This window comes from Bacillus luti, assembly GCF_001884105.1.
GTDB classification, from domain to species: Bacteria; Bacillota; Bacilli; order Bacillales; family Bacillaceae_G; genus Bacillus_A; species Bacillus_A luti.
This window is the reverse complement of sequence record NZ_MACI01000057.1, coordinates 106,337-127,885: the sequence shown is the minus strand read 5'-3', so window position 1 is coordinate 127,885 and position 21,549 is coordinate 106,337. Positions and strand designations below refer to the sequence as shown.

Sequence of the window (21,549 nt, the reverse complement as noted above, 5' to 3'; positions counted from 1 at the left end):
AAAGATTGCTTCTATTTAACTCTCTCCTCTTGCATCGCTATAGACTCTTAATATATCTTAAAATCTTTACAGCACCTTAATTTTTAAAGCAATTGTAATGGTCCAATCACAACAAATCAATTACTATTTAATATGAATATTTTATTCATCCATCAATACAATGACGTTAAATTTATGTAGCTAGAAATAGAGGAGAATGTCATTTAACCTCTGCATTCTCCTCCATCTCAGCCAAATACCTAATCTGTCTTTCCGCTTTTCTAACCGCCGTACGAAAATGCTTTTTCAGAAGTTCTATTGTAGATTCACTTATATAGTATCTTTCCGTTATACTTTCCCATGTGTCACTACTTTCAAATGTACTCCAAACGTAAGGACGCTCTGTATTTTTTCTCATTTCTTTAAATACCCATTTTCGCATCTTTTTTTTCGCTTTTTCTGTTAGTTTTCCGTTCTCTACAAGTTCAAGTTCACCATGTCTTTTATATCGTTTAGTAATATCTCTCTCACTATATACTTTAAGAAGTATATTTGCTGTATTCTCAGCATCTGCTAAAGCTCGGTGCTGTTTCCCTTCCCATATTAAACCGAGCTGCTCTACTGCGAATTGTAAACTTGGTGTATGCTCAAATAATTCTTCGTACGCTTGGAAAACAAATTTCTGCAAATCAAATTTTCTCTCTTTTTTCATACATGGGCATTCTACACCGTGTAACGTACAATCATGAGATAGAAAGTGATAATCTTCTTTTCCCCATGTAACAAATATAGAATCTTCTCCGATAAACTGAATAAATCTCTCTATAATTTGCGGGAATTTTTCCACACCAATTAAATCCTTTTTTGTAATTCCAGTTAATTTTGTTGTATGACGAGTTAATCTTGCACTCGGTTTCACTAACTCCGAAAATTCTTCAATTATCTTCATTGTACCTATTTCTATTTTTACAGCTCCGATATCAACTATCTCTGACGGATCTTCTGACTTATACGGCCTGAAATTTCTCTCTATATCAAACACAATAAAATGTGTAGCGTTTTTCAATTTATTTACCTCTTTCTAAATTCCTTTTCACACCAATACTCTATTTTCAGTATTTATTTATTCATGTACTTTATGCAAAAATAATCCGAATAAAAAATGAAAATTCAGTCTTATCATTATATATAGGTAGGAGGACACCAATAAAAATGCAAAAAAAAGAAGGGCAAGCCCTTCTTTTTTCAAAAATTACTTCTTGTTAACGTTAGTAGCTTGAGGTCCACGGTTACCTTGTTCTACTTCGAAAGTAACTTCTTGACCTTCTTCTAAAGTTTTGAAGCCTTCGCCTTGGATAGCTGAGAAATGAACGAATACGTCTTCTCCGCCTTCAACTTCGATGAAACCGAAACCTTTTTCTGAGTTAAACCATTTTACTTTACCGTTTTGCATGAAAAAAATCCTCCTACAATGTACCTATATGTACATATTCATTTTCAACCACCTTACAATAATAAGCCAGACATTAAAAAACTGCAACCCCTGAGGAGATTTAACATTGCTATCCTCCTCGGAAGTTACAGCTCATTTAAATCTCTATATTATTAAAAGTAAAATGGTTTAGATATAATATATCATATCACTATAATAAAAGCAAAGTTTTTTTTGCTATATAACTTTTTTCTTCCACTGCATTGCTTTTGATTCACCTGATCCAGCTACAACATAGCCTTCTTTTTGATTGACAATACGCCAACCATGCCCTTTAACCGAGTCACATACTGTAACAATTCCTGCATCAAGGTGCACACGACAAATCGTACTAATTCCCGCCTTATTTTGTGTTGAAGTCGTATATAGTACATTTTGATCTACACTTAAGTCTAAATAGCTACTCGCTTTCTGCTCGCTTTGACATGTGTGCCAATATGTTTTTTCGCTCTCAATACTTTCATCTATTTTGCAAAATGAAATATTTCCACTTATTCCTTTACATGATCCACTTGCCGCTACTAAATAAGAATTATATATAGTCAACGCAGAAATCATTTGATTCTTCGCTATTTTAATTCTTTTTAATTTACGTGTCTCTAAATCAAAAAGCCAAACTCCACCATATTTAGCATGTATCTTCGTACCGATAAATAAGTAATGTTTATATAAAAATAACGAACGAATAGACGGTGCATCACTGCCGTAATCAAGAAATGGATGAATGGTCTCCCATGTAGAGCCGAAATTATTAGAATGGTACAGTGTTTTATCTCCATGAGCAACCACTATTCCATTCTTATTACTGCGCACATTCCAGCTCGTTGCTTTCGTCGGGAAACGCCGAACCTCCCATGCGCTTCCACCATTCATACTACGAATAAAAACGCCTTCGTCTCCTACTCCGTAAACTACGTTACCTTCACTATGTAAATCTCGAATTCGTTTTTGAAATCCATTTAAAATCTTTTTCCATTCTCCATCTTGTTCAATGAATAAGCCATTATATGTAGTAGCTAACAATAGTTTTCCATCTCTTAACTCTGTAATAGCAGTTGCACTTAACATTGTCTCCACGTTGACACTCCCATTCTTAGAACTTCTCAGCAAATGCAATTGCAAAGTTACTGCATTTTTCGATATCCTCTTCATCTTCTGGAGCTAATTCAATTTTCAATCCTTCTTGTACAAGTTCTGCACCACGTTCTACGAGACGTTCTTCAAATATTGTCACCGCTTCACAAAACAGCTCATAGGCCGTATCACCTGATCCGAATACTGCTACTTTTTTCCCTGCTAAATCTATATTTTCTAAGTCCTCATGAAAATCTTCCGCTTCAAATGGTAGTTCACCATCGCCCCACGTATAAGATCCTAAAATGATTCCATCATAAGCTAACAATTCTTCAGCATCCATGCCTTCCATCTCTTGCAATACTACTTCATGATCAAAAGCATCTAAACTTACTTTAATTAAATCAGCAATACTCTCTGTATTTCCTGACATACTTGCATATGCTATTAAAATTTTCGCCACCTTGGCATCCCCCTCTAACAATAAATGATTCTCATTCTCATTATATTAATAATGAGAATCAATTTCAATTATATTTTTTATTTTTGTTTATTCCATATAAAAAAGCACAGATGTCTATACAAACATCTGTGCTTTTTTTATTACTTTTTAAAAATACCAAATGGCTTTCCGACTGGTAAAACAACTTTTCCGAAGTGTGTATTTAACACTGCTGCTGCTGAACCATAGAAAGATAATAATGAAATACATAGTTCAGAATATGCTGCTAAATTATGCATTGCGTGCGGCATAACACCTAAAGTACTTAATGAAAGACCAATAAATAAGAAATCAATAAGTACGAAAATCATAAATAATACTTTATGTGTTTCCATTGCACCAATCGTCATAAATATTGTAAAAATTAAATATCCGATAAAGGCTACACCAAGCTGTTTTGAATCTGCAGCTTGTGCTAATTTTTCGCCAAATACTCCAAGTTGAATTAACCAAGTCATTCCAACACCTAACCAAAATAGGCCGTACGCACCAAATGCTGTCGTACCAAATGTATTGTTATGCTTTGCATCGTGAATGCAAGCAAAGATTTGTGCAAATCCTCCTAAAAAGATTGCCCATGGTAATACAAGTGAAACGCCATCTGTTAAACCTAACTTTTGAGATGATGCTACAAGAGTTACCATTGCTAATCCAAATAGACCAATTCCAGATGGATCTGCTGTTGTCATTTTCACATGATGTGTAGTAGTTTGATTGCTCATATAAACCTCCTGATTATAAACATACTCGAATACAATACTTAAATCAGGAGGCTATGTCAATGGTTTTTTTTGTATGTTGTCAGACCTTATATCTTATAATAATCAAATATGCTTTCGACCAATTCGTAAGGTTTTACATTCACATTTTCCAACTCTTTTATTGGCATCCATAACGGAATATAACTTCCTCTATCTTTCCGCTTAAACTCCTCCCCTTTTCCGTTTCCGAAGAATCCATCCGTAATATAGGCTTCATAATAATATTCGGTGCCTTTATACTTCACCTTTGCAATAAGGCGCCTCACTTCTATATGTATCCCTAATTCTTCATATGCCTCTCGCTTCGTTGCCTCTTCAGGTGTTTCACCTTCCTCAATTCCTCCGCCTGGAAAAACATAATACGTTTCATTTTCTCGAATACGTTTAATAAGGGCAATGTTTCCGTCCTGCACAATGATAGCCGCACCGCGATTTCTTATCACTTTATTACCTCAATACCGATCGCAACTGTTCCCCACTTTTCTTCCTGCTCTTTCGTATATATTTTGTATGTGCTTTCTAGCATTTCCTCTAAACTATCCTTTTCACAATCCAATAATTTTTTATCAATTTGTTCGTACATTACTTTAAAACTTTTGTATCGTTTTATTTTCGTTACTTTTACAGCCATCGTTTCTGCTGTCGTAAGGTTCGTAAATACGATTTCATCACCTTCTTTTATAAGTTGACGTTTTCGGTCGTATAACCGTACTTCATACACTTTTTTTCCTGATTGAATTGATTGAAAAGGTTTATTATATAACCCCATTTCGTATTGCATACATTCCACTCCCTTTATTCATTCCACCTACTAACACCGTTCAAATTACTTGCTTGAGAAAGAAGGCTAAATACTCATGTTATATAAAAAAACGAATATAGTAAATATGATATTGGTGCTTATACTTATAGTAAAGTAGGTACAACTATTTTTTCTCGGAACCATGAAATGAAATAAAAAACAGATACGTTTTGCTCATTAGGAGAAGAATCTACATGTTCGACACATATAAAAAGAGCATCCAATTGTTTCAAGATGCCCTTTTTATATTTATTTTCTATTTATTTTCAAGTGATCACATAGAGAACATTGAAAATGAAATTTCTCCAAACAATGAAAATTTGTTGCGCAAATTTGTTCTATCGTTGGAACAAACGGTATTACAACCATGTTGCTTTCTGTTATTTGTGTAACAGGCGGTAACACTGTTCCTACTTCATATTCAAAGCGAATACTGGCTTGATTAATATAATTCCCCGAACCACTTGGTGAGCTCTCAACTACTACTTGGAACGAAACCTTGCGTGCTTCACCCGGATTTAAACTGCCTATGAGAAATCCTGATACTGGGCTTACATTTGGCACTGGCGTATTATCAACTGTTACACTTCCCGGAACAAATCGAACACTACTATCTAACATATCTTGAAAACGGATATTTTGCATTACTGTATCACCCGTATTTGTAATAACTGTCGTAAACGTAATGACATCTCCAATCGTTGCTGTTTGTTGATCTGCTGTTTTTACTACAGTCGTCGAAACGTTCGGTATTATAAATGGAATTACGACTGTATTACTCTCTCCTTCAACTATTATCGGCGGTTCGTTAGGGTTAACCGTAGCAAGCCCACTCGCCGTCGCTGTATTTGTGACTAAGTTATTTATTTGCCCTCCTGTTATTACAACTTGAAAATTAATAATTGCTGCATCATTTGGCTGAAAATCACCTAATGGAATACCAGTATTCGGATTGGCAAATGGAAGAGGTACATCATTTACCGTTACCGTTCCATTTATAAAGAACGTATTCGGATCAATGATATCTATTAAAACAATATTAGTCACAGGAACTGTACTGTCATTTATAACGGCAATTCCGTAAGTGACAACATCTCCTACCATTGCTACTTCAAAGTTTGCTCCTTTTGCAACAAATAAGATTGCAGTATTTACCGTCACAATAACTGTATTGCTCGTATCCATCACTGTAACTGGCGGCTCTCCTGGTACTAAAATATATTCTGCTAACACCCCAGCAACGTTCACTACTGTACCACCCTCTGGAAAACTTGTAATCGTAGCTTCATATGTTACAATCGCCGTCTCACCGACTGGAATGTCTGGTATCGTAAATCCAACCTGTGGATTTAACCCTGGCTGCGGAACTCCATTTATCGTTACACTATTTGGAACAAAATCAGCTTCCTGAGATAACACATCTATAAATTGAACATTCATCGCATCTGCAGTACCAGTATTTAATATACGAACAGTATACGTTACCGTTTCTCCTACTCCAACAATTGGATTGTCTACTTCCTTTTGCATCTCTAAACTGCCTCTATTTACTGGTGTGACTGTCGTATTACTTGAATTCGTAATTGTAAACGGAGGTTCTCCTGGAATCAATTCAAAATCACCCGTTACTCGCGCTGTATTCATGATGCTACTAGAAGGCGGAATTGCGATTACATTTACTTCAAATGTAATTAATACGCTATCCCCTACTGCAAGATCCGGTAATGAAAAGCCTACAAATGGATCTAATCCTACTTGCGGAATTCCATTTATTTGTACACTTCCAGGAACGAATTCTAAACTAGGTGATGGAACATCGATAAACTGAACATTCGTCGCTGTTACCGTTCCCGTATTTGTAACTTGCACACTATACGTTAACGTATCTCCTAAACGTGTCGCTTGCTTATTCACGGTTTTTATAACATTAAAGCGTCCTCTATTTACCGTTGTTATCGTCGTATTACTCGGCTCTGTTACTACAACTGGTGGCTCTCCTGGCACTAATACAAAGCTTCCTGTTATATTTGCAACGTTCGTAATCGTTCCTGATGACGGGATGGTTGTAACTGTCGCTTGAAACGTCACGATAACCGTTTCACCAACTGGTATATCCCCAACTCCAAAGCCACTAATCGGATTTAAGTTTGGTTGCAGGGCTCCATTTATCGTTACACTATTTTGTACAAATGACGCTCCTGCTGAAATGGTATCAACAAACTGAACATCATTAGCTGTTACTGTTCCTGTATTCGTTATTTGAACTGTATACGTTAACACATCTCCAACGAGAGTAGCAGCCCTATTTACTTGTTTAATAACACTAAATCGCCCTCTATTTACAGTTGTAAGTGTTGTATTGCTCGGTTGGTTTACTATAACTGGTGGTTCTCCTGGTACTAATACAAAACTTCCTATTACATTTGCCGTATTGGCAATTGTTCCGTTTGATGGAACACTAACAACGGTTACTTGGAATGTTACTTCTACACTTTCACCTGGATTTATATCTGGAAGCGGGAATCCATTATTCGGATTGAATCCAGGTTGTAACACATCGTCTATCGTTACACTGTTCGGTACGAATGCTATAGAAGAAGGTAGTACATCATTATATTGAACATTCGTTGCTGTCACTGTCCCTGTATTTTGAACTACTGTTGTATATGTGATTGTATCGCCTACCGCCACAACCGGCTGACTTACTGATTTTAATACATTTAAACCAGGCTCATTTATTTCTGTTAATGTCGTGTTACTTGTTGTCGTTTCCGTAATAGGCGGCTCTGTTTCACTTACTGCAAATGTAGCTGTAACGTCTACAAAATTAACTATTGTTCCACCTTCTGGTACGCTTGTAACCACTTCCTGATATGTGACAAGTACAAAATTATCTACAGGTATATTTGGAACTGTAAAACCGATGAAAGGATCTAATCCTGGTGCAGGTACCCCGTTTATGCTCACACTTCCTGGTACAAACGCTACACCTTCGGAAGTCGTATCAATAAATTGAACATTGGTTGCTGGCACTGTTCCAAAATTAAAGATAAATACATCATAAGTTAATATTTCTCCTACAGTCGCTACTTCTTTATCTACTAGTTTCAATGGAAAGATAAACGCTATATTAATTGTCGTAACGACTAAATTCGTTAATATCGTTTCCGTAATCGGTGGTTCCTGCGGATTTGGTTGCGAAGTAAATGTAACGTCTGCATCATTTAATATAACTTCATTATCTGGAATTTCTGTAATCGTCACTTGGAACTTTACCTCAATACTTCCACCATTAATTAATAATGGCGTAACTGTAAATCCTATTTCTGGATTCAAACCAAGTTGCTGCACCCCACCTATCGTTACACTATCTTCTACAAATGTCGTTCCTTCTGGTATGACATCTTGGAAGAACACATCTGTAACTGGTATAATTCCTACGTTTGAAATGAGCACAGTATACGTTAATACATCCCCAACCGCTCCAGTTGCAACGTCAACTGTTTTTGTTGCTGTTACTTCACCAGGAGGAGGTAACGGTATTGTAACTACCGTTGTATTACTTGAGTTCGTTGTTGTTACGGGGGGTTGTAAAGGATTTAATAAGAAAGTGGCTGTAGCAGATGCTGTATTTAATACCGCGCCACGCGTAGTCGGTGCAACTACCGTAACTTGGAACGTTACTGTCAATGATGTTCCAGCTGCAATATTAGGAAGTGGGAAACCGACATTTGGGTCAAATCCAGGTTGTGGCGTTCCATCTATCGTTACACTATTTGCTACAAATGTTGTTTCTGGAGCAATTGGATCAATGAAAGAGACATTCGTTGCTGTTACTGTGCCGTTATTTCGAATGATAACAGAATACGTGTAAGTTTCTCCAAGTGCTGCTTGTTGTACAGATGAAGATTTTTGTATATTTAATTGCGCTGTGTTTACTTGCGTCACTACAAAATTACTATTTGTAACAGTCGTTATCGGAGGGTTTGCTGGATTTATAAGAAAACTTGCAGTAATGTTCGATTGGTTTCTAACATTTCCACCGCTCGGAACACTCGTCACTGTAACTTGAAACGTAATCGTAGCCGTTTGCCCGACCGGAATATTTGGTACTGGGAAACCTGCCATAGGATCCGCACCTTGCTGTACGACTCCATTTATCGTCACACTATTTGCTACAAACGCAGTACCAGACGGAATTGGATCTTGAAAAACAATATTCGTTGCAGGAACAGTTCCTGTATTTTGAATAAGAATCGTATACGTTAACGTATCTCCTACACCGGCTTGTGGTGTATTCACACTCTTCATTACATTAAGTGATCCTACATTCACTCGCGTCACTACAATATTACTAATCGTTACAATTGTAATTGGTGGCTGGAGAGGACTTACTTGGAAATCAGCAGTTACATTCGCATTATTCGGAAGAACTCTATTTGGTGGTACACTCGTGATTGTCACTTGAAAAGTGACCGTCACCATACCTCCTACTGGAATATTAGCAAGTGGAAATCCAGTTGTTGGGCTTAAACCTGGTTGAGGTGTCCCGTTTATTGTTACACTATTTGCTACAAACGTTGTTCCAGAAGGAATCGGATCAAGGAATGATACATTTGTTGCTGCTACTGTCCCACTATTTTGTATACGAACTGTATACGTTAACGTATCTCCTACTCCTGCCTCAGTAGCGCTTACACTTTTCATTACATTTAACCCCGAAGAATTCACGACTGTCATAACAGTATTACTTGGTACCGTTACAGTAATCGGTGGCTCTGTTGGATTTACAAGGAAATCTCCAGTTACATTCGCATTATTTACGACATTATTTCCTTGGGGAATTTCATCAATTAACACTTCAAACGTAACAATAACACTAGCGCCAGCAGGCAAATTATTTAATGGGAATCCAAGTTCTGGATCTGCCCCTTCTTGTAAAACACCATTAACAAATACACTGTTTTCAATAAATAATGTCCCTTGTGGAATTGAATCTTGGAAAAATACATTTGTAGCTGGTACACTACCTGCATTTATGATTTCAATTGTATATACTAAAACATCCCCTACCGTTGCAATATTCGTATTCACCGCTTTCACAACTTCAAAGTTCCCTGATTGTACTGTCGTATTCACAACATTACTCGGAACATTGATTGTTACTGGCGGTTCGCTCGGATTCACTTGAAAACTGGCTGTTACATTTGCTTGATTTAAAATATCTTCATTTTCTGGATCCTGTACAATTAATACGTCAAATGTGACTACAACTGTTTGAGCCGCAGGAATATTGGGAAGAGAAAATCCTGTATTCGGATTCAATCCACTTTGAGCTACTCCATTAATTGTTACAGAATTTGCAACGAAAGAAACAGCTGAAGAAATAGTGTCTTGGAAAAACACATTTGTTAACGGAACATTCCCTGTATTTTGAACGGCAATTGTGTATGTTAAAGTGTCGCCTACTGCCGCTTGTGTTGTATTCACTTCTTTTATTACATTTAAACCGCCTGTATTAACTTGTGTCACAACTGTATTCGTTTGTCTATTAATCGTTACTGGTGGTTGATTCGGAATAACGACGAAATTAGCAGATACATTTCCGCGATTCGCGATCGTACCTCCTGATGGCGTAGAAGTTACTCGTACTTGAAATATAACTGTCCTACTCCCACCTGGAGATATGTTAGCAACTGTAAACCCAGTTGCCGGATTTGCTCCAGGTTGCGAAATTCCATCTATAGTTACACTATTTGCAATAAAAGTCGTTCCAATTGGGATTGGATCTTGAAAAACAACATTCGTCGCAGGTACGTTTCCATTATTCTCAATTGTAACGGTGTACGTAAGAACGTCATTAACTGTCGCAAAAGCTTTATCCACAGTCTTTCTCGTTCTTATATCAGCTATATTGATAGTCGTAACTACAGTATTACTTGTCGCTTGCCCTGAAACTGGCTGTTGACCAGGTACTGGAGTAAAGTTAAATGTTGCACTTGCACGATTGGGAATTGGATTGACAAGAGGATTAGATGTTACTCGAACTTGAAAGCGCACTACAGTCGTTTGCGAAGCATTAATACTTCCTAGATTAATACTACTTGCTGGATTCGCTCCTGGACGTGCTACTCCATTCACTGTAACGCTATTTGGAACAAATGTTGTTCCAGCAGGTATACTATCAACAAAAATAACATTGTTTGCAGTAACGTTTCCATTATTTGTGACATTAACTGTGTACGTTAATACATCATTAAGCGTTGCCGTCTGTAAATCTACAGATTTTTGCATACTTATAGTTGCTTGATTCACTGTCGTTTGTACTGTGTTTGAAGAAGACGTACTTGTAATAGGAGGACTACCAACGAAAGGGCGGAATTGATATGACACCATTGCACGATTTAAAATAGGATTGGGATTCGGGAATGATGTTATTCGAACTTGAAATGTAACAATTCTTTGCGTGTTATTTGGGATTGTACCTAAATTAATTCCATTAGCAGGGTTTGCATTCGGCTGTGCTACTCCACCTACTGTTACACTACCTGTTATAAACGTCGTTCCGTTCGGAATACTATCACGTAATACAACGTTTTCTGCACTACCTGTCCCTGTATTTGGGACCGTAATCGTATAAGTGAGAGTATCCCCTACCCCTGCGACTGTTCTATTAACCGATTTAACAGGATTAATAATTGGACCTGTTGCATCAATTTGAACACCAAAACCAACTGCAGCGTATCCATCTCCATTTGTAACAAATCGAACCGTTGCTGACGTTTGATTATTTACTAATGATGCAGAGGCATTTACATTCGTAATATCCCATCCTTGTCTTCGGACAGCTAAAGCTATCCCTAACGGCTGATTCAAATCTCCAAATGTCCCGGTTGTATCTAACTCTCCAATGTCATTACAAATTTGAGACTGGAAGAAATTATTCGCAGGGTTTCTCGGTCCGAATAATGCAACTGTAGCATTTGCATTCGGTCCAAAGCGAAGTTGATCTCCAACAATGTTAGAATCACCTTCTTGAGCAGTTACAAGCACCCTTCCTGTTACAGCTCCTGTTGCCGGCGTAGCAAATCCCGAAATAGTAGCATCAACTGGTGGTGATGAAGCATCGATAATCTCTTGACCTGCATATACTGACAAATTTCGAAGTGGTAAACTTGCATTTTGATACACAACCTCAAGCGTCCAGCCAGCTGAACGACTGATTGTTGGATCGGCTGAAGTTCTTGCAGCAGGCACAGCACCCGTTGTATATGTGCCTGCCCCACCGGCACTAACAAGATTCGTTACATTGGCAGAGCGAGCATAATAAAACTGATTTCCTACTGAACCTTGCTGCGCGGTAGCAGGATCTGGCGTAACAGAAAACGTCCCTGCTGGCGTTGTAAATGTAATGTTATCATTTAAAAATGGTAACACATCTTCCGTATCAGTCCGGAAAGTACCAGCCCAAACTAATTCTGCATATAACACACTGCTTCCCGCTGGAAGATTTAAAATTGCACTTGAAGAATTCAATTGCCATTCATCTGTTGTCCCTGCTGGGAATCCTGGTACTTGTAGTGCTGTATTTACTGTCGTAAACACAGCAAGTGTACCAAAAATATTACCTGGTGCAGGTGATGTAGGGCTAAGCCCCAGCGTATTCCCAGTGAACGTGACGGCACCAGGTACTGTTGTCGTAAAACGATTTATAAAAGGCACACAATCATCTCATTTCATTTATAGTAAAAAGTGCTCTATACTATAAAATGTAGACAACCTATGGGATGTACGTTGTCCAACAAAATTCCGCACATATGAGAGGAGTTTATAAAACTATGCGCTACGTTATTATAACAGGAACTTCACAAGGTTTAGGGGAAGCTATTGCCACGCAATTGTTAGAAAAAAATACAACTGTCATCTCTATTTCTAGAAGAGAAAATAAAGAGCTTACTAAACTTGCAGAACAATATAACAGCAATTGCATTTTTCATTCCCTAGATCTTCAAGATGTACATAACTTAGAAACTAACTTTAAAGAGATCATTTCATCTATAAAAAAAGACAATGTATCCTCTTTTCATTTAATTAATAATGCGGGCACAGTTGCACCTATGAAGCCAATTGAAAAAGCTGAAAGCGAACAATTCATTACGAACGTTCACATTAATTTACTTGCACCTATGATTCTTACATCTACGTTTATGAAACATACGAAAGACTGGAAAGTAGATAAACGCGTTATTAACATTTCATCTGGTGCAGGAAAAAATCCTTACTTTGGCTGGGGCGCTTATTGTACAACGAAAGCTGGTGTAAATATGTTTACACAGTGCGTAGCAACTGAAGAAGTGGAAAAAGAATATCCAGTAAAAATCGTCGCTTTTGCACCTGGTGTTGTTGATACAAATATGCAATCACAAATTCGTGAAACAAATAAAGAAGATTTCATAAATTTGGACCGCTTCATTGCATTAAAAGAAGAAGGAAAACTATTATCACCTGAATATGTTGCGAAAGCTATTCGTAACTTACTAGAAACTGAGGACTTCCCTCAAGGCGAGGTTATTAGAATTGATGAATAACAAAAAGGTGTGCTAAAATAGCACACCTTTTTGTTTTACTTCTCTAAAAATATGAGCACAGACTCCGCAATTTGCTCATAACCAATTTCTTGATAAATTTTATTCGATGTCGGATTCGCCAAATCAGTATATAACGTAGTTGTCTTGTACCCTTCGTCTAACATACGTTGACTAAGTGCTGCTACACAACTAGATGCATACCCATTTTTCCGCGCTTCTTTTGGCGTATACACAAAATTAACTGTTATATTATTTTTAGTTGGACGTGTTTTTGCAGCTACAGAAACAAGTTTTCCGTCTACTTCTAGACCGAATAGATGATGATTATTGATTAATGTATGTGCCGTTTGTTCCGCTTCTTCTTGTGTAGTTGGGAGCTTCACATCTTCGCAAAATTGATATATCCATTTTTCTATTAATGGTAGCTCATCACTGTTTACTTCTCGAAAAACCCCATCCTTGTTCCACTTCTGCTTAACTTGTTCTAATGCATACACCCCTTGCTCCATTACAACATTCGTTTTCTTATTTTCTAACGTCGCAATCTCTTCCGCTAATTGTTGTACAACTTTTTTATTACCGATCAATCCGGGAATATCCGGATATACTTTCTTTAACTCTTTTGCAAGTTCTTCGATTGCAACTCCCGAAACTTCAGAAGTTGCAACAATCATTTGTATCTTCTCTCCTGTTTGAAGAAATACAACTGCAATTTCTTCCCCTCGTTTCGCTACACCCATAAATACCGCTTCTGTAATATCTTGTAAAACACCTAACATTAAATTATTTTCTTGCGCATTCTCTTCTAAAAATGGTGTAACCTCTTCTTTAAAATTAAGTATCTCTTCATATACATGTAATTGAATCATCGACAATCTCTTCTCTCTATTTATAGTTTAATTACGTATTGGCGATTAATTCATTAAATCCTTCTTTTACGATTCAATAATATTCAAAACTAACGCATTCAAATCATTTTCAGCTTGTAAAATTCTCTGTTTTTCCTTTTCAAATACCTCTTCTTCTTTTTGAAACGACTCTTTTCGTTTTTTAATCATGCGCTCCATTTCTTTTTTACTCGGTCCACCGTATACATTTCTCTTTTGAATAAACTCTTCTGGCGATATAATTTCTTTCCACTCTTTTTCTAATAAATTTATTTTTAATTTTTCTTGTAAGTATACATTAACATCTTTCAAATGTAATTCATGAAGCTCTTTTTTCTGCTCCAATGACATATTTGCAATCGCACTTGCTGCATGATGCGCTTGCCGAAACGGAATGTCATAGTTTTTTGTTAAAACATCTGCAAAATCAGTTATCGTAATTGCATGTTTATAGGAACGACTTTTTAACGTTTCCTCTTCTACTTTCATCGTTCGAATGACTGCATTCATTATACAAAAAACACGAATGGTCTTTTCGATTCCTTTATATAAATACGGCTGCAAGTCATCTTCCGTATCGACAATGTCACCAAATGGTGTATTATGAATCATTTGAAACACTGTAAATGCTTCTCCTAAAGCGCTACTCGTAATAGCACGCGCATGCTCAATTGAAACCGGATTTCGTTTTTGCGGCATAATACTACTAATTTGTACATATGGCTTCGCAACAGTAATACCCTCATATTCTTTCGTCGCTAATAATAATAAATCATGAATCCATCTACTCGTATTTGTCATCATTACCATAAGTAACGAGCTAACCTCTAATAAATAATCCGCTCCAGCAACTGCATCATATGAATTCTCGATTACATTTGTAAATCCAAGTAAATGGGCAACTCGTTCTCGTTTAATTGGGAAACTTGTTGTAGAAAGAGCAGCTGCTCCCATTGGGGACTGATTTAAAAGTTTGTACGTTCTTTTCATTCGGTCTAAATCTCTTTGCATCGTATCATAAATCGCTAATGTATAATGACCAAATGTTGTTGGCTGTGCTGGTTGTGTATGTGTATAAGCTGGCATAATTGTTTCCTTATGATCATCTGCAAGTTGCAATATACTTTCTTGCAATAATAAATGATGTTCCATTAACCTTAGTACATATCGCCTTAAACTCATACGATACATCGTAACGCCCATATCATTTCTACTTCTACCAATATGCATATTACTTACAAAATCACATTTTGCTTCTTGAAAAATTAAATGTTCTACTAAAAAAAAGAGATCTTCATGTTGCTCTGTATATAGCAATTGATCTTTTGACATTCCTTCTATCTTCTTTAGTGCGTTTAATATAACTTTAGCTTCTTCCTTTTTCATTAAATTTTCTTCCGTTAGCATCGTAATATGCGCTTTGTGCACTTGAAACATATCTTTCAATAAGTAGTTACGCTGAAATTCAAATACATGTTGTAATACGCAATCTACATATGTTTTCCCAGGGAAATCAGCGCCTTCACTCTTTATAAACTCTTCTTTACTTTGTTTCATCACCTTTTCCCCTCTCACCTAAGTATTACTACCCATCATACCCAGAGATGGCGAAAAAGTGCTTGTACATAAAAATAAACTCGGCGCTTTAAGCACCGAGTTTACTTAATAAAAGTCGCATCATACTTATCACTTTGCAACACTTGGAAATGTAAGTTTGCTAAATGTTTCCGTATTTCTGCACTGTCGTCCTCATTTAAATCATTTGCTAAGAACACTATTTCTGTACAGTTCCCGCGTTTATCCATCGCATAAACTGCTTTTGTAACTGTCCATGGCGTATAGCCATTTTTTTGCCCTGCATGTCTAAATGTTTTACGATATTTCTTAGCACTCATATCTGTCTCAACGATATTCGCCCATACTTTTTCTTCTGCTTCTGTCAGGCCACCTTTATGATTTGCCTTTTGAAGCAGTACCATATAATCGTTTGCAGAAGCAGCCGGCAATCTATCTGACCAAATTTTGTCGTAACGTTCCTCCAAATAAAGAGGAATTTCCTTCTGCAATAATGGTCCTTTCTGTTTTAAGCGTTCATGAATAATCATCGCATACTCACGATATTGCTCTTGAGACATTTCTTTTAATTTTTTCTCTATTTTATATTTCGGAACATGTAGTTCTTTATGCAAATATCCAGGGATGTATAAAGATGAAACAATCGGAAATAGTGGTTGATGTGCAGGAAGCGATAAACTTTTTAAATTTCGATTAATGTTATCTAATCCTAGTACTTCCATTAAATATTCAGCATTTGCATTCGAACTAAACTTAACCATTCCTTTTGCCACTTCTTCTAAAGAAACCGCTCCTTCAGTTATCTTGCCTGTTTTCTCCAAATACCGTTGCCATCTATCTTGCGCACCACCATCTGTATTCGGTACATAATACCGATTCACATCATTAATAGAAACGAAACTAGACGGGTCAATTTTCCCTTCTGTAACTTGTTTCGTATATTCAAGCGCCACTATTAACTTCATCGTACTAGCAACTGGCAATACAATATTTGGATTTACCGAATAAACAACTTTATCATTTCTCTTTACTAAAAGCGCGCTATTTTTTTCATCTTTATGTTCTTCAATAAAAGATGCTATATACTGTGCATCATCATTATTTGAACTCCAAACTGTTTTCACTAAAAAATTACCCGATATTAGCAAAACGAAAATACCCACAATCACTGCGCATACTATAGTTTTTTTCAAGTAAAATTCCTCTCCTATTGTGTCACTCTTCTCTATTTATCTTTAAAAAACAAAATAATGGAGATGGTTATTTGAATAACCATCTCCATTATTTTAACTTGTATGCTCCTATTATGTCTACGTCATGATTTTCACAAAATCCTCAAGGAATTGTTTATAATGTAATGACCAACCAATTCGCACCCAATTTTTCAAGGCTTTTGAGTCAGGTTGAGGACGGAAATCTGCAATACTTTCTCCTTTTGCAATGCCAACTGTATCTACGTCGACACGACGATATACATAATCTAATAGAGACGGATTCGCCGCAACCATCATTGTAACAACGTCATGTACTGGACTACCTGTTATTTTCGGGTTTAACTTTTTATACGCTTTATAATAATACGTAAATATCGGCTCGATTAACTTATTAAAACTCGTTTTAGAGTGTTTCGTAATATATTTCACCATTTCTGGCGTAATAATTGCTTCAGATGTAACGTTAAGTGGCACTAATGTCACATTCTTAGCATTTTGCATAACTAATTGTGACGCAATCGGATCACCATGAAAATTCGCCTCTGCGACTGGTGTCACATTGCCAGGCATTAAAAAAGCACCGCCCATTATATAATATTCTTTCACATACTTCATCATCGGTTTTTCTAAAATAAAAGCTGTCGCAAGCGTCGTTGACCTGCCGGCATCAACAATGATTAACTCTCCCTTATACTTTTCAAGAATATCAAAAAAAGCACAAAAAGGTTTTATGTTCGGTGAAAAAGTTTTTGGAGGTTTAATTGGTCCTAATCCATCTGCCCCATGAATTTCTGGATAATACGTTGTAACATCTCCAGATAAAGGGATTTTCGCACCATTAATAACAGGTATATCTTCTCGCCCTGCCATTTTCAATAAATACGCCGCGTTGCTCGTTGCTTTTTCTTGCGTTACATTTCCATATCCCGTTACAACACCAACAATATCAATATCAGGATGCATAATTCCATACATGATGGCTAAAGAGTCATCAATTCCTGGGTCTCCTAAAAATAATACTTTTTTCATCGACCTCAACTCCATCCCCTCGATTGTTATTAATTTATGAATAGCCATACATATACAGAATAAAAAAGAACAAATTTATACGAAAAAACGCAGCCCTATACGGACTGCGTTCTCCATTTTATCTAGATTTTTTTCTTCATGGTAACCATGCTACCAATGATGTAAGCAATAAATGCAAAGCAGATTGGGAAAACAACTGTATGTATACCGAACGGATTTGGATAGAAAAGATGAACACACATATATGAGCCTACCCCAACTAAAATGGAAGCGAGTGCCCCAGTTGCATTCCCCTTTCTCCAATATAACCCTAACACAATCGGCCAAATGAAAGCCGCTTCTAATCCACCGAATGAAAATAAATTTAACCATATTAAAAAATCTGGTGGCTTAATCGCTGCTGCATAAACGAGCATCCCTACGATACCAGTAATCCACAGACTTCCTTTTTTTATTGTACTGTCTGCCGCATCTTTATTTATGTAGTTGACGTATATATCTTTAATAATCGACGAACTTACAAGTAACAATAACGAGTTTACTGTAGACATAATCGCTGCCATTGGTGCAGCTAAGAAAACTCCAGCTAACCAAGGTGGTAACACTTCCATCGCGAGTAGCGGCATAACTTTATCCGGTACCGTTATACCCGGAAGTACTACTCGTGCAAATACACCCGTTAAATGCATACCAATCATAATTGTACCCACAACAATCGTTCCAATTATAAGCGCTTGATGCATCGCTTTTGAATTTTTATACGACATTGCACGCACGCTAATTTGCGGTAAACCAACAACGCCAATTCCAATTAAAATCCAAAACGATGTCACATATGATTTCGTTAAACTACCATCTGCTCCAAACGGTGTAATTAAATTCGGATTAATTTGAACAAGCTCTTGCATAATCTTCTCAATTCCACCACCAGCAATGACAGTAGCAATTAAAATGATTGTCGTTCCAACTAGCATAATGATGCCTAACAGCGTATCTGATAAAGCGACTGCACGAAATCCACCGATTAATACGTACACAAGTACAGAAAAAGTAAATAAAAATAATGCTGTTGTATAAGATAAACCCGTTAGCGACTCAATTAATCTTCCACCGCCAACCCACTGGGCTACTGTTGCTGAGAATAAAAAGATAATAATACATAACGCAGAAAGGATCACGACTGCTTTATTATTATATCTTCCCTTTAAATAATCGATCAGAGTAATTGCTTCCATCTTCCTAGCGATAATGGCGAACTTTTTACCGATAACCGTTAATACGATATATCCAGTTACAACTTGAATCGCTGATAATAGTACCCATCCAAGCCCCATATTGTATGCTATACCAGGCCCACCAATGAAGCTACTTGCACTACCGTACGTAGCAATCATTGTCATTGCTAATAATAAACCGCCAAGCTCACGCCCACCAAGAAAGTATTCTTGCAAAAATTTATTTTGTGCCGTTGCTTGTACACGCCTTGAAGCATAAACACCAATTAAAAATACAACGATAAACGAAATTATCATTGGAATGATTACATACCAATTCATCTATTATTCCTCACTTTTTTCTTCCTCATCGAGTGAAATATCTTGAAATACAAAACGAACAACTAAACTAAGCAAAATAACCATAACGACAAATCCAACAATACAGCTATAAAAAAACCATGCTGGAAAACCGAATACGTATGTATAATCACTTGGGTTTTTACTGCCAAGCCCATAAGCAAATCCGTACCATATTATAAAATTAATAATAGCCAGTCCAAGACCAATTAATGCTTCTCTATGGGCGATTCGAAAGCGTGGATCATCATGATAATCCTTCATTTCTCTCCCTCCTCTCACGATGTATTATTGTACCATTGTTCTTCTAGTTTTTCCTACTAGAAAGCAAAAACAAGCAGGATTTTTTATCATCACATAGAAGACTCTCTTACATTACATATTTTTTACAATTGTAACACAAATGAAATTTGAATTTTCAGCATTTGTTAATTATGATTTTAATTAGAGGCTTTCCATCTAGTTCCCACATCCTTGATTTCGGAATAAACGCCGTCTCGTACTGCGTTTACATTATATTTTCAAGGGGGTTATACAATGAGTCAACTAGCTGTAAATCTTCATGAAAAGGTAGAAAAGTTTCTTCAAGGTACGAAAAAGTTATATGTGAATGGATCTTTCATCGAAAGCGCTTCCGGTAGAACGTTTAAAACACCTAACCCAGCAACCGGTGAAACACTTGCCGTCGTTTCTGAAGCTGGTCGCGAAGATATTCATAAAGCTGTAGTTGCAGCTCGCATGGCTTTTGATGAAGGCCCTTGGTCTCGCATGAGCACAGCTGAGCGAAGCCGCCTTATGTACAAATTGGCTGATTTAATGGAAGAACATAAAGAAGAGCTTGCACAGCTCGAAACATTAGATAACGGAAAGCCAATCCGTGAAACAATGGCAGCAGACATACCACTTGCAATAGAGCATATGCGCTATTATGCTGGCTGGGCTACGAAAATCGTTGGTCAAACAATTCCTGTTTCCGGTGATTATTTTAACTATACACGCCATGAGGCTGTTGGTGTCGTTGGTCAAATTATTCCTTGGAACTTCCCACTTCTTATGGCAATGTGGAAAATGGGAGCAGCACTTGCTACAGGATGTACAATCGTTTTAAAACCTGCAGAACAGACTCCACTTTCCGCTCTATACTTAGCTGAATTAATTGAAGAAGCTGGATTCCCGAAAGGTGTTATTAATATCGTTCCTGGATTCGGTGAATCAGCTGGACAAGCTCTCGTTAATCATCCACTCGTTGATAAAATTGCATTTACTGGTTCTACTCCAGTTGGTAAACAAATTATGAGACAAGCATCCGAATCATTAAAACGCGTTACACTTGAATTAGGCGGTAAATCACCAAATATCATTTTGCCAGATGCTGATTTATCTCGCGCGATTCCTGGTGCACTTTCTGGTGTTATGTTTAACCAAGGACAAGTATGTTCTGCTGGATCACGCTTATTTGTTCCGAAGAAAATGTATGATAATGTCATGGCTGATCTCGTCCTCTATTCTAAAAAACTAAATCAAGGTGTCGGTCTTAACCCTGAAACAACAATCGGGCCTCTCGTTTCCGAAGAACAACAAAAACGTGTAATGAGCTATATCGAAAAAGGAATTGAAGAAGGTGCTGAAGTACTTTGTGGAGGAAGTAATCCATTCGATCAAGGTTACTTTGTTTCCCCTACAGTATTCGCTGATGTAAATGATGAAATGACGATCGCAAAAGAAGAAATCTTCGGTCCAGTTATTTCGGCAATACCGTTTAACGATATTGATGAAGTAATTGAACGTGCGAATAAATCACAATTCGGCTTGGCAGCTGGTGTATGGACAGAAAATGTTAAAACAGCACACTATGTTGCAAGTAAAGTACGCGCAGGTACAGTATGGGTAAACTGTTATAACGTCTTTGATGCAGCATCTCCATTTGGAGGATTTAAACAATCTGGGCTTGGCCGTGAAATGGGCTCTTACGCATTAAATAACTATACAGAAGTGAAGAGCGTGTGGTTAAACTTAAATTAACGAAAAAGAACCTGACCTATCCGGTCAGGTTCTTTTCAATATGTATTCCT

General features: G+C 37.0%; 16 protein-coding genes. 2 read left to right on the top strand and 14 right to left on the bottom strand.

Translation table 11 applies throughout. From position 1 onward, the window contains the following. Positions 1-199 precede the first annotated feature (199 nt). From BAQ48_RS13150 to BAQ48_RS13115, 8 genes are all read right to left on the bottom strand, one after another. Positions 200-1,045, bottom strand: coding sequence for an exonuclease (locus BAQ48_RS13150; RefSeq protein WP_071711418.1), 846 nt, complete (start codon positions 1,043-1,045; stop codon positions 200-202). A 186-nt stretch (positions 1,046-1,231) separates the two neighbouring features. Beyond that, complete coding sequence (gene cspB / locus BAQ48_RS13145) at positions 1,232-1,432, bottom strand: cold shock-like protein CspB (protein ID WP_001179150.1); 201 nt, start codon at positions 1,430-1,432, stop codon at positions 1,232-1,234. Between the two features lie 216 nt (positions 1,433-1,648). Then, complete coding sequence (locus BAQ48_RS13140) at positions 1,649-2,548, bottom strand: WD40/YVTN/BNR-like repeat-containing protein (protein WP_071711417.1); 900 nt, start codon at positions 2,546-2,548, stop codon at positions 1,649-1,651. A 16-nt stretch (positions 2,549-2,564) separates the two neighbouring features. Further along, positions 2,565-3,008, bottom strand: a complete 444-nt coding sequence (locus BAQ48_RS13135) for a flavodoxin (protein ID WP_071711416.1) — start codon at positions 3,006-3,008, stop codon at positions 2,565-2,567. Positions 3,009-3,148: 140 nt separating this feature from the next. Next, complete coding sequence (locus BAQ48_RS13130) at positions 3,149-3,769, bottom strand: acetate uptake transporter (protein WP_000070936.1); 621 nt, start codon at positions 3,767-3,769, stop codon at positions 3,149-3,151. Between the two features lie 86 nt (positions 3,770-3,855). Then, a complete protein-coding gene (locus BAQ48_RS13125; protein WP_071711415.1) occupies positions 3,856-4,251 on the bottom strand; it encodes an NUDIX hydrolase in 396 nt (131 codons plus the stop codon). After that, positions 4,248-4,589: an ASCH domain-containing protein gene (locus BAQ48_RS13120; RefSeq protein WP_071711414.1), complete on the bottom strand. Its 342-nt coding sequence runs from the start codon at positions 4,587-4,589 to the stop codon at positions 4,248-4,250. The genes BAQ48_RS13125 and BAQ48_RS13120 overlap by 4 nt, the downstream gene beginning before the upstream one ends. Before the next feature lie 270 nt (positions 4,590-4,859). Further along, positions 4,860-12,332, bottom strand: a complete 7,473-nt coding sequence (locus BAQ48_RS13115) for a DUF7507 domain-containing protein (RefSeq protein WP_071711413.1) — start codon at positions 12,330-12,332, stop codon at positions 4,860-4,862. Between the two features lie 116 nt (positions 12,333-12,448). On the opposite strand from BAQ48_RS13115, the gene BAQ48_RS13110 reads away from it, so the two are divergent. Beyond that, positions 12,449-13,198, top strand: coding sequence for a (S)-benzoin forming benzil reductase (locus tag BAQ48_RS13110; protein WP_071711412.1), 750 nt, complete (start codon positions 12,449-12,451; stop codon positions 13,196-13,198). Between the two features lie 35 nt (positions 13,199-13,233). On the opposite strand, the gene BAQ48_RS13105 is transcribed toward BAQ48_RS13110, so the two are convergent. The 6 genes from BAQ48_RS13105 to BAQ48_RS13080 all read right to left on the bottom strand — a co-directional run bounded on the left by BAQ48_RS13105 (position 13,234) and on the right by BAQ48_RS13080 (position 19,741). Beyond that, positions 13,234-14,067, bottom strand: a complete 834-nt coding sequence (locus BAQ48_RS13105; RefSeq protein WP_071711411.1) for a GNAT family N-acetyltransferase — start codon at positions 14,065-14,067, stop codon at positions 13,234-13,236. A 66-nt stretch (positions 14,068-14,133) separates the two neighbouring features. Beyond that, on the bottom strand, positions 14,134-15,642 hold the full coding sequence (gene argH / locus BAQ48_RS13100; protein WP_071711410.1) for an argininosuccinate lyase: 1,509 nt from the start codon (positions 15,640-15,642) through the stop codon (positions 14,134-14,136). 101 nt (positions 15,643-15,743) lie between these two features. Next, complete coding sequence (locus tag BAQ48_RS13095; RefSeq protein ID WP_071711409.1) at positions 15,744-16,853, bottom strand: serine hydrolase; 1,110 nt, start codon at positions 16,851-16,853, stop codon at positions 15,744-15,746. 117 nt (positions 16,854-16,970) lie between these two features. After that, positions 16,971-17,903 carry a nucleoside hydrolase gene (locus BAQ48_RS13090; RefSeq protein WP_071711408.1) on the bottom strand — a complete coding sequence of 311 codons (933 nt, stop codon included), beginning with the start codon at positions 17,901-17,903 and terminating at the stop codon, positions 16,971-16,973. A 122-nt stretch (positions 17,904-18,025) separates the two neighbouring features. Next, a complete protein-coding gene (gene panF / locus BAQ48_RS13085; protein ID WP_071711407.1) occupies positions 18,026-19,459 on the bottom strand; it encodes a sodium/pantothenate symporter in 1,434 nt (477 codons plus the stop codon). 3 nt (positions 19,460-19,462) lie between these two features. Beyond that, positions 19,463-19,741 (bottom strand): YhdT family protein, encoded by a 279-nt coding sequence (locus BAQ48_RS13080; RefSeq protein ID WP_071711406.1) that lies wholly within the window; start codon positions 19,739-19,741, stop codon positions 19,463-19,465. Between the two features lie 273 nt (positions 19,742-20,014). Between BAQ48_RS13080 and dhaS the strand changes: the two genes are divergently transcribed. After that, positions 20,015-21,499 (top strand): aldehyde dehydrogenase DhaS, encoded by a 1,485-nt coding sequence (dhaS, locus tag BAQ48_RS13075; protein ID WP_071711405.1) that lies wholly within the window; start codon positions 20,015-20,017, stop codon positions 21,497-21,499. Positions 21,500-21,549 lie beyond the last annotated feature (50 nt).

Excerpts from the sequence above, each read along its gene's own strand:
- BAQ48_RS13130 (WP_000070936.1), bottom strand. The coding sequence starts at position 3,769 with ATGAGCAATCAAACTACTACACATCATGTGAAAATGACAACAGCAGAT.
- cspB (WP_001179150.1), bottom strand. The coding sequence starts at position 1,432 with ATGCAAAACGGTAAAGTAAAATGGTTTAACTCAGAAAAAGGTTTCGGT.
- BAQ48_RS13110 (WP_071711412.1), top strand. The coding sequence starts at position 12,449 with ATGCGCTACGTTATTATAACAGGAACTTCACAAGGTTTAGGGGAAGCT.
- BAQ48_RS13105 (WP_071711411.1), bottom strand. The coding sequence starts at position 14,067 with ATGATTCAATTACATGTATATGAAGAGATACTTAATTTTAAAGAAGAG.
- panF (WP_071711407.1), bottom strand. The coding sequence starts at position 19,459 with ATGAATTGGTATGTAATCATTCCAATGATAATTTCGTTTATCGTTGTA.
- BAQ48_RS13120 (WP_071711414.1), bottom strand. The coding sequence starts at position 4,589 with ATGCAATACGAAATGGGGTTATATAATAAACCTTTTCAATCAATTCAA.
- BAQ48_RS13080 (WP_071711406.1), bottom strand. The coding sequence starts at position 19,741 with ATGAAGGATTATCATGATGATCCACGCTTTCGAATCGCCCATAGAGAA.
- argH (WP_071711410.1), bottom strand. The coding sequence starts at position 15,642 with ATGAAACAAAGTAAAGAAGAGTTTATAAAGAGTGAAGGCGCTGATTTC.
- BAQ48_RS13090 (WP_071711408.1), bottom strand. The coding sequence starts at position 17,903 with ATGAAAAAAGTATTATTTTTAGGAGACCCAGGAATTGATGACTCTTTA.
- dhaS (WP_071711405.1), top strand. The coding sequence starts at position 20,015 with ATGAGTCAACTAGCTGTAAATCTTCATGAAAAGGTAGAAAAGTTTCTT.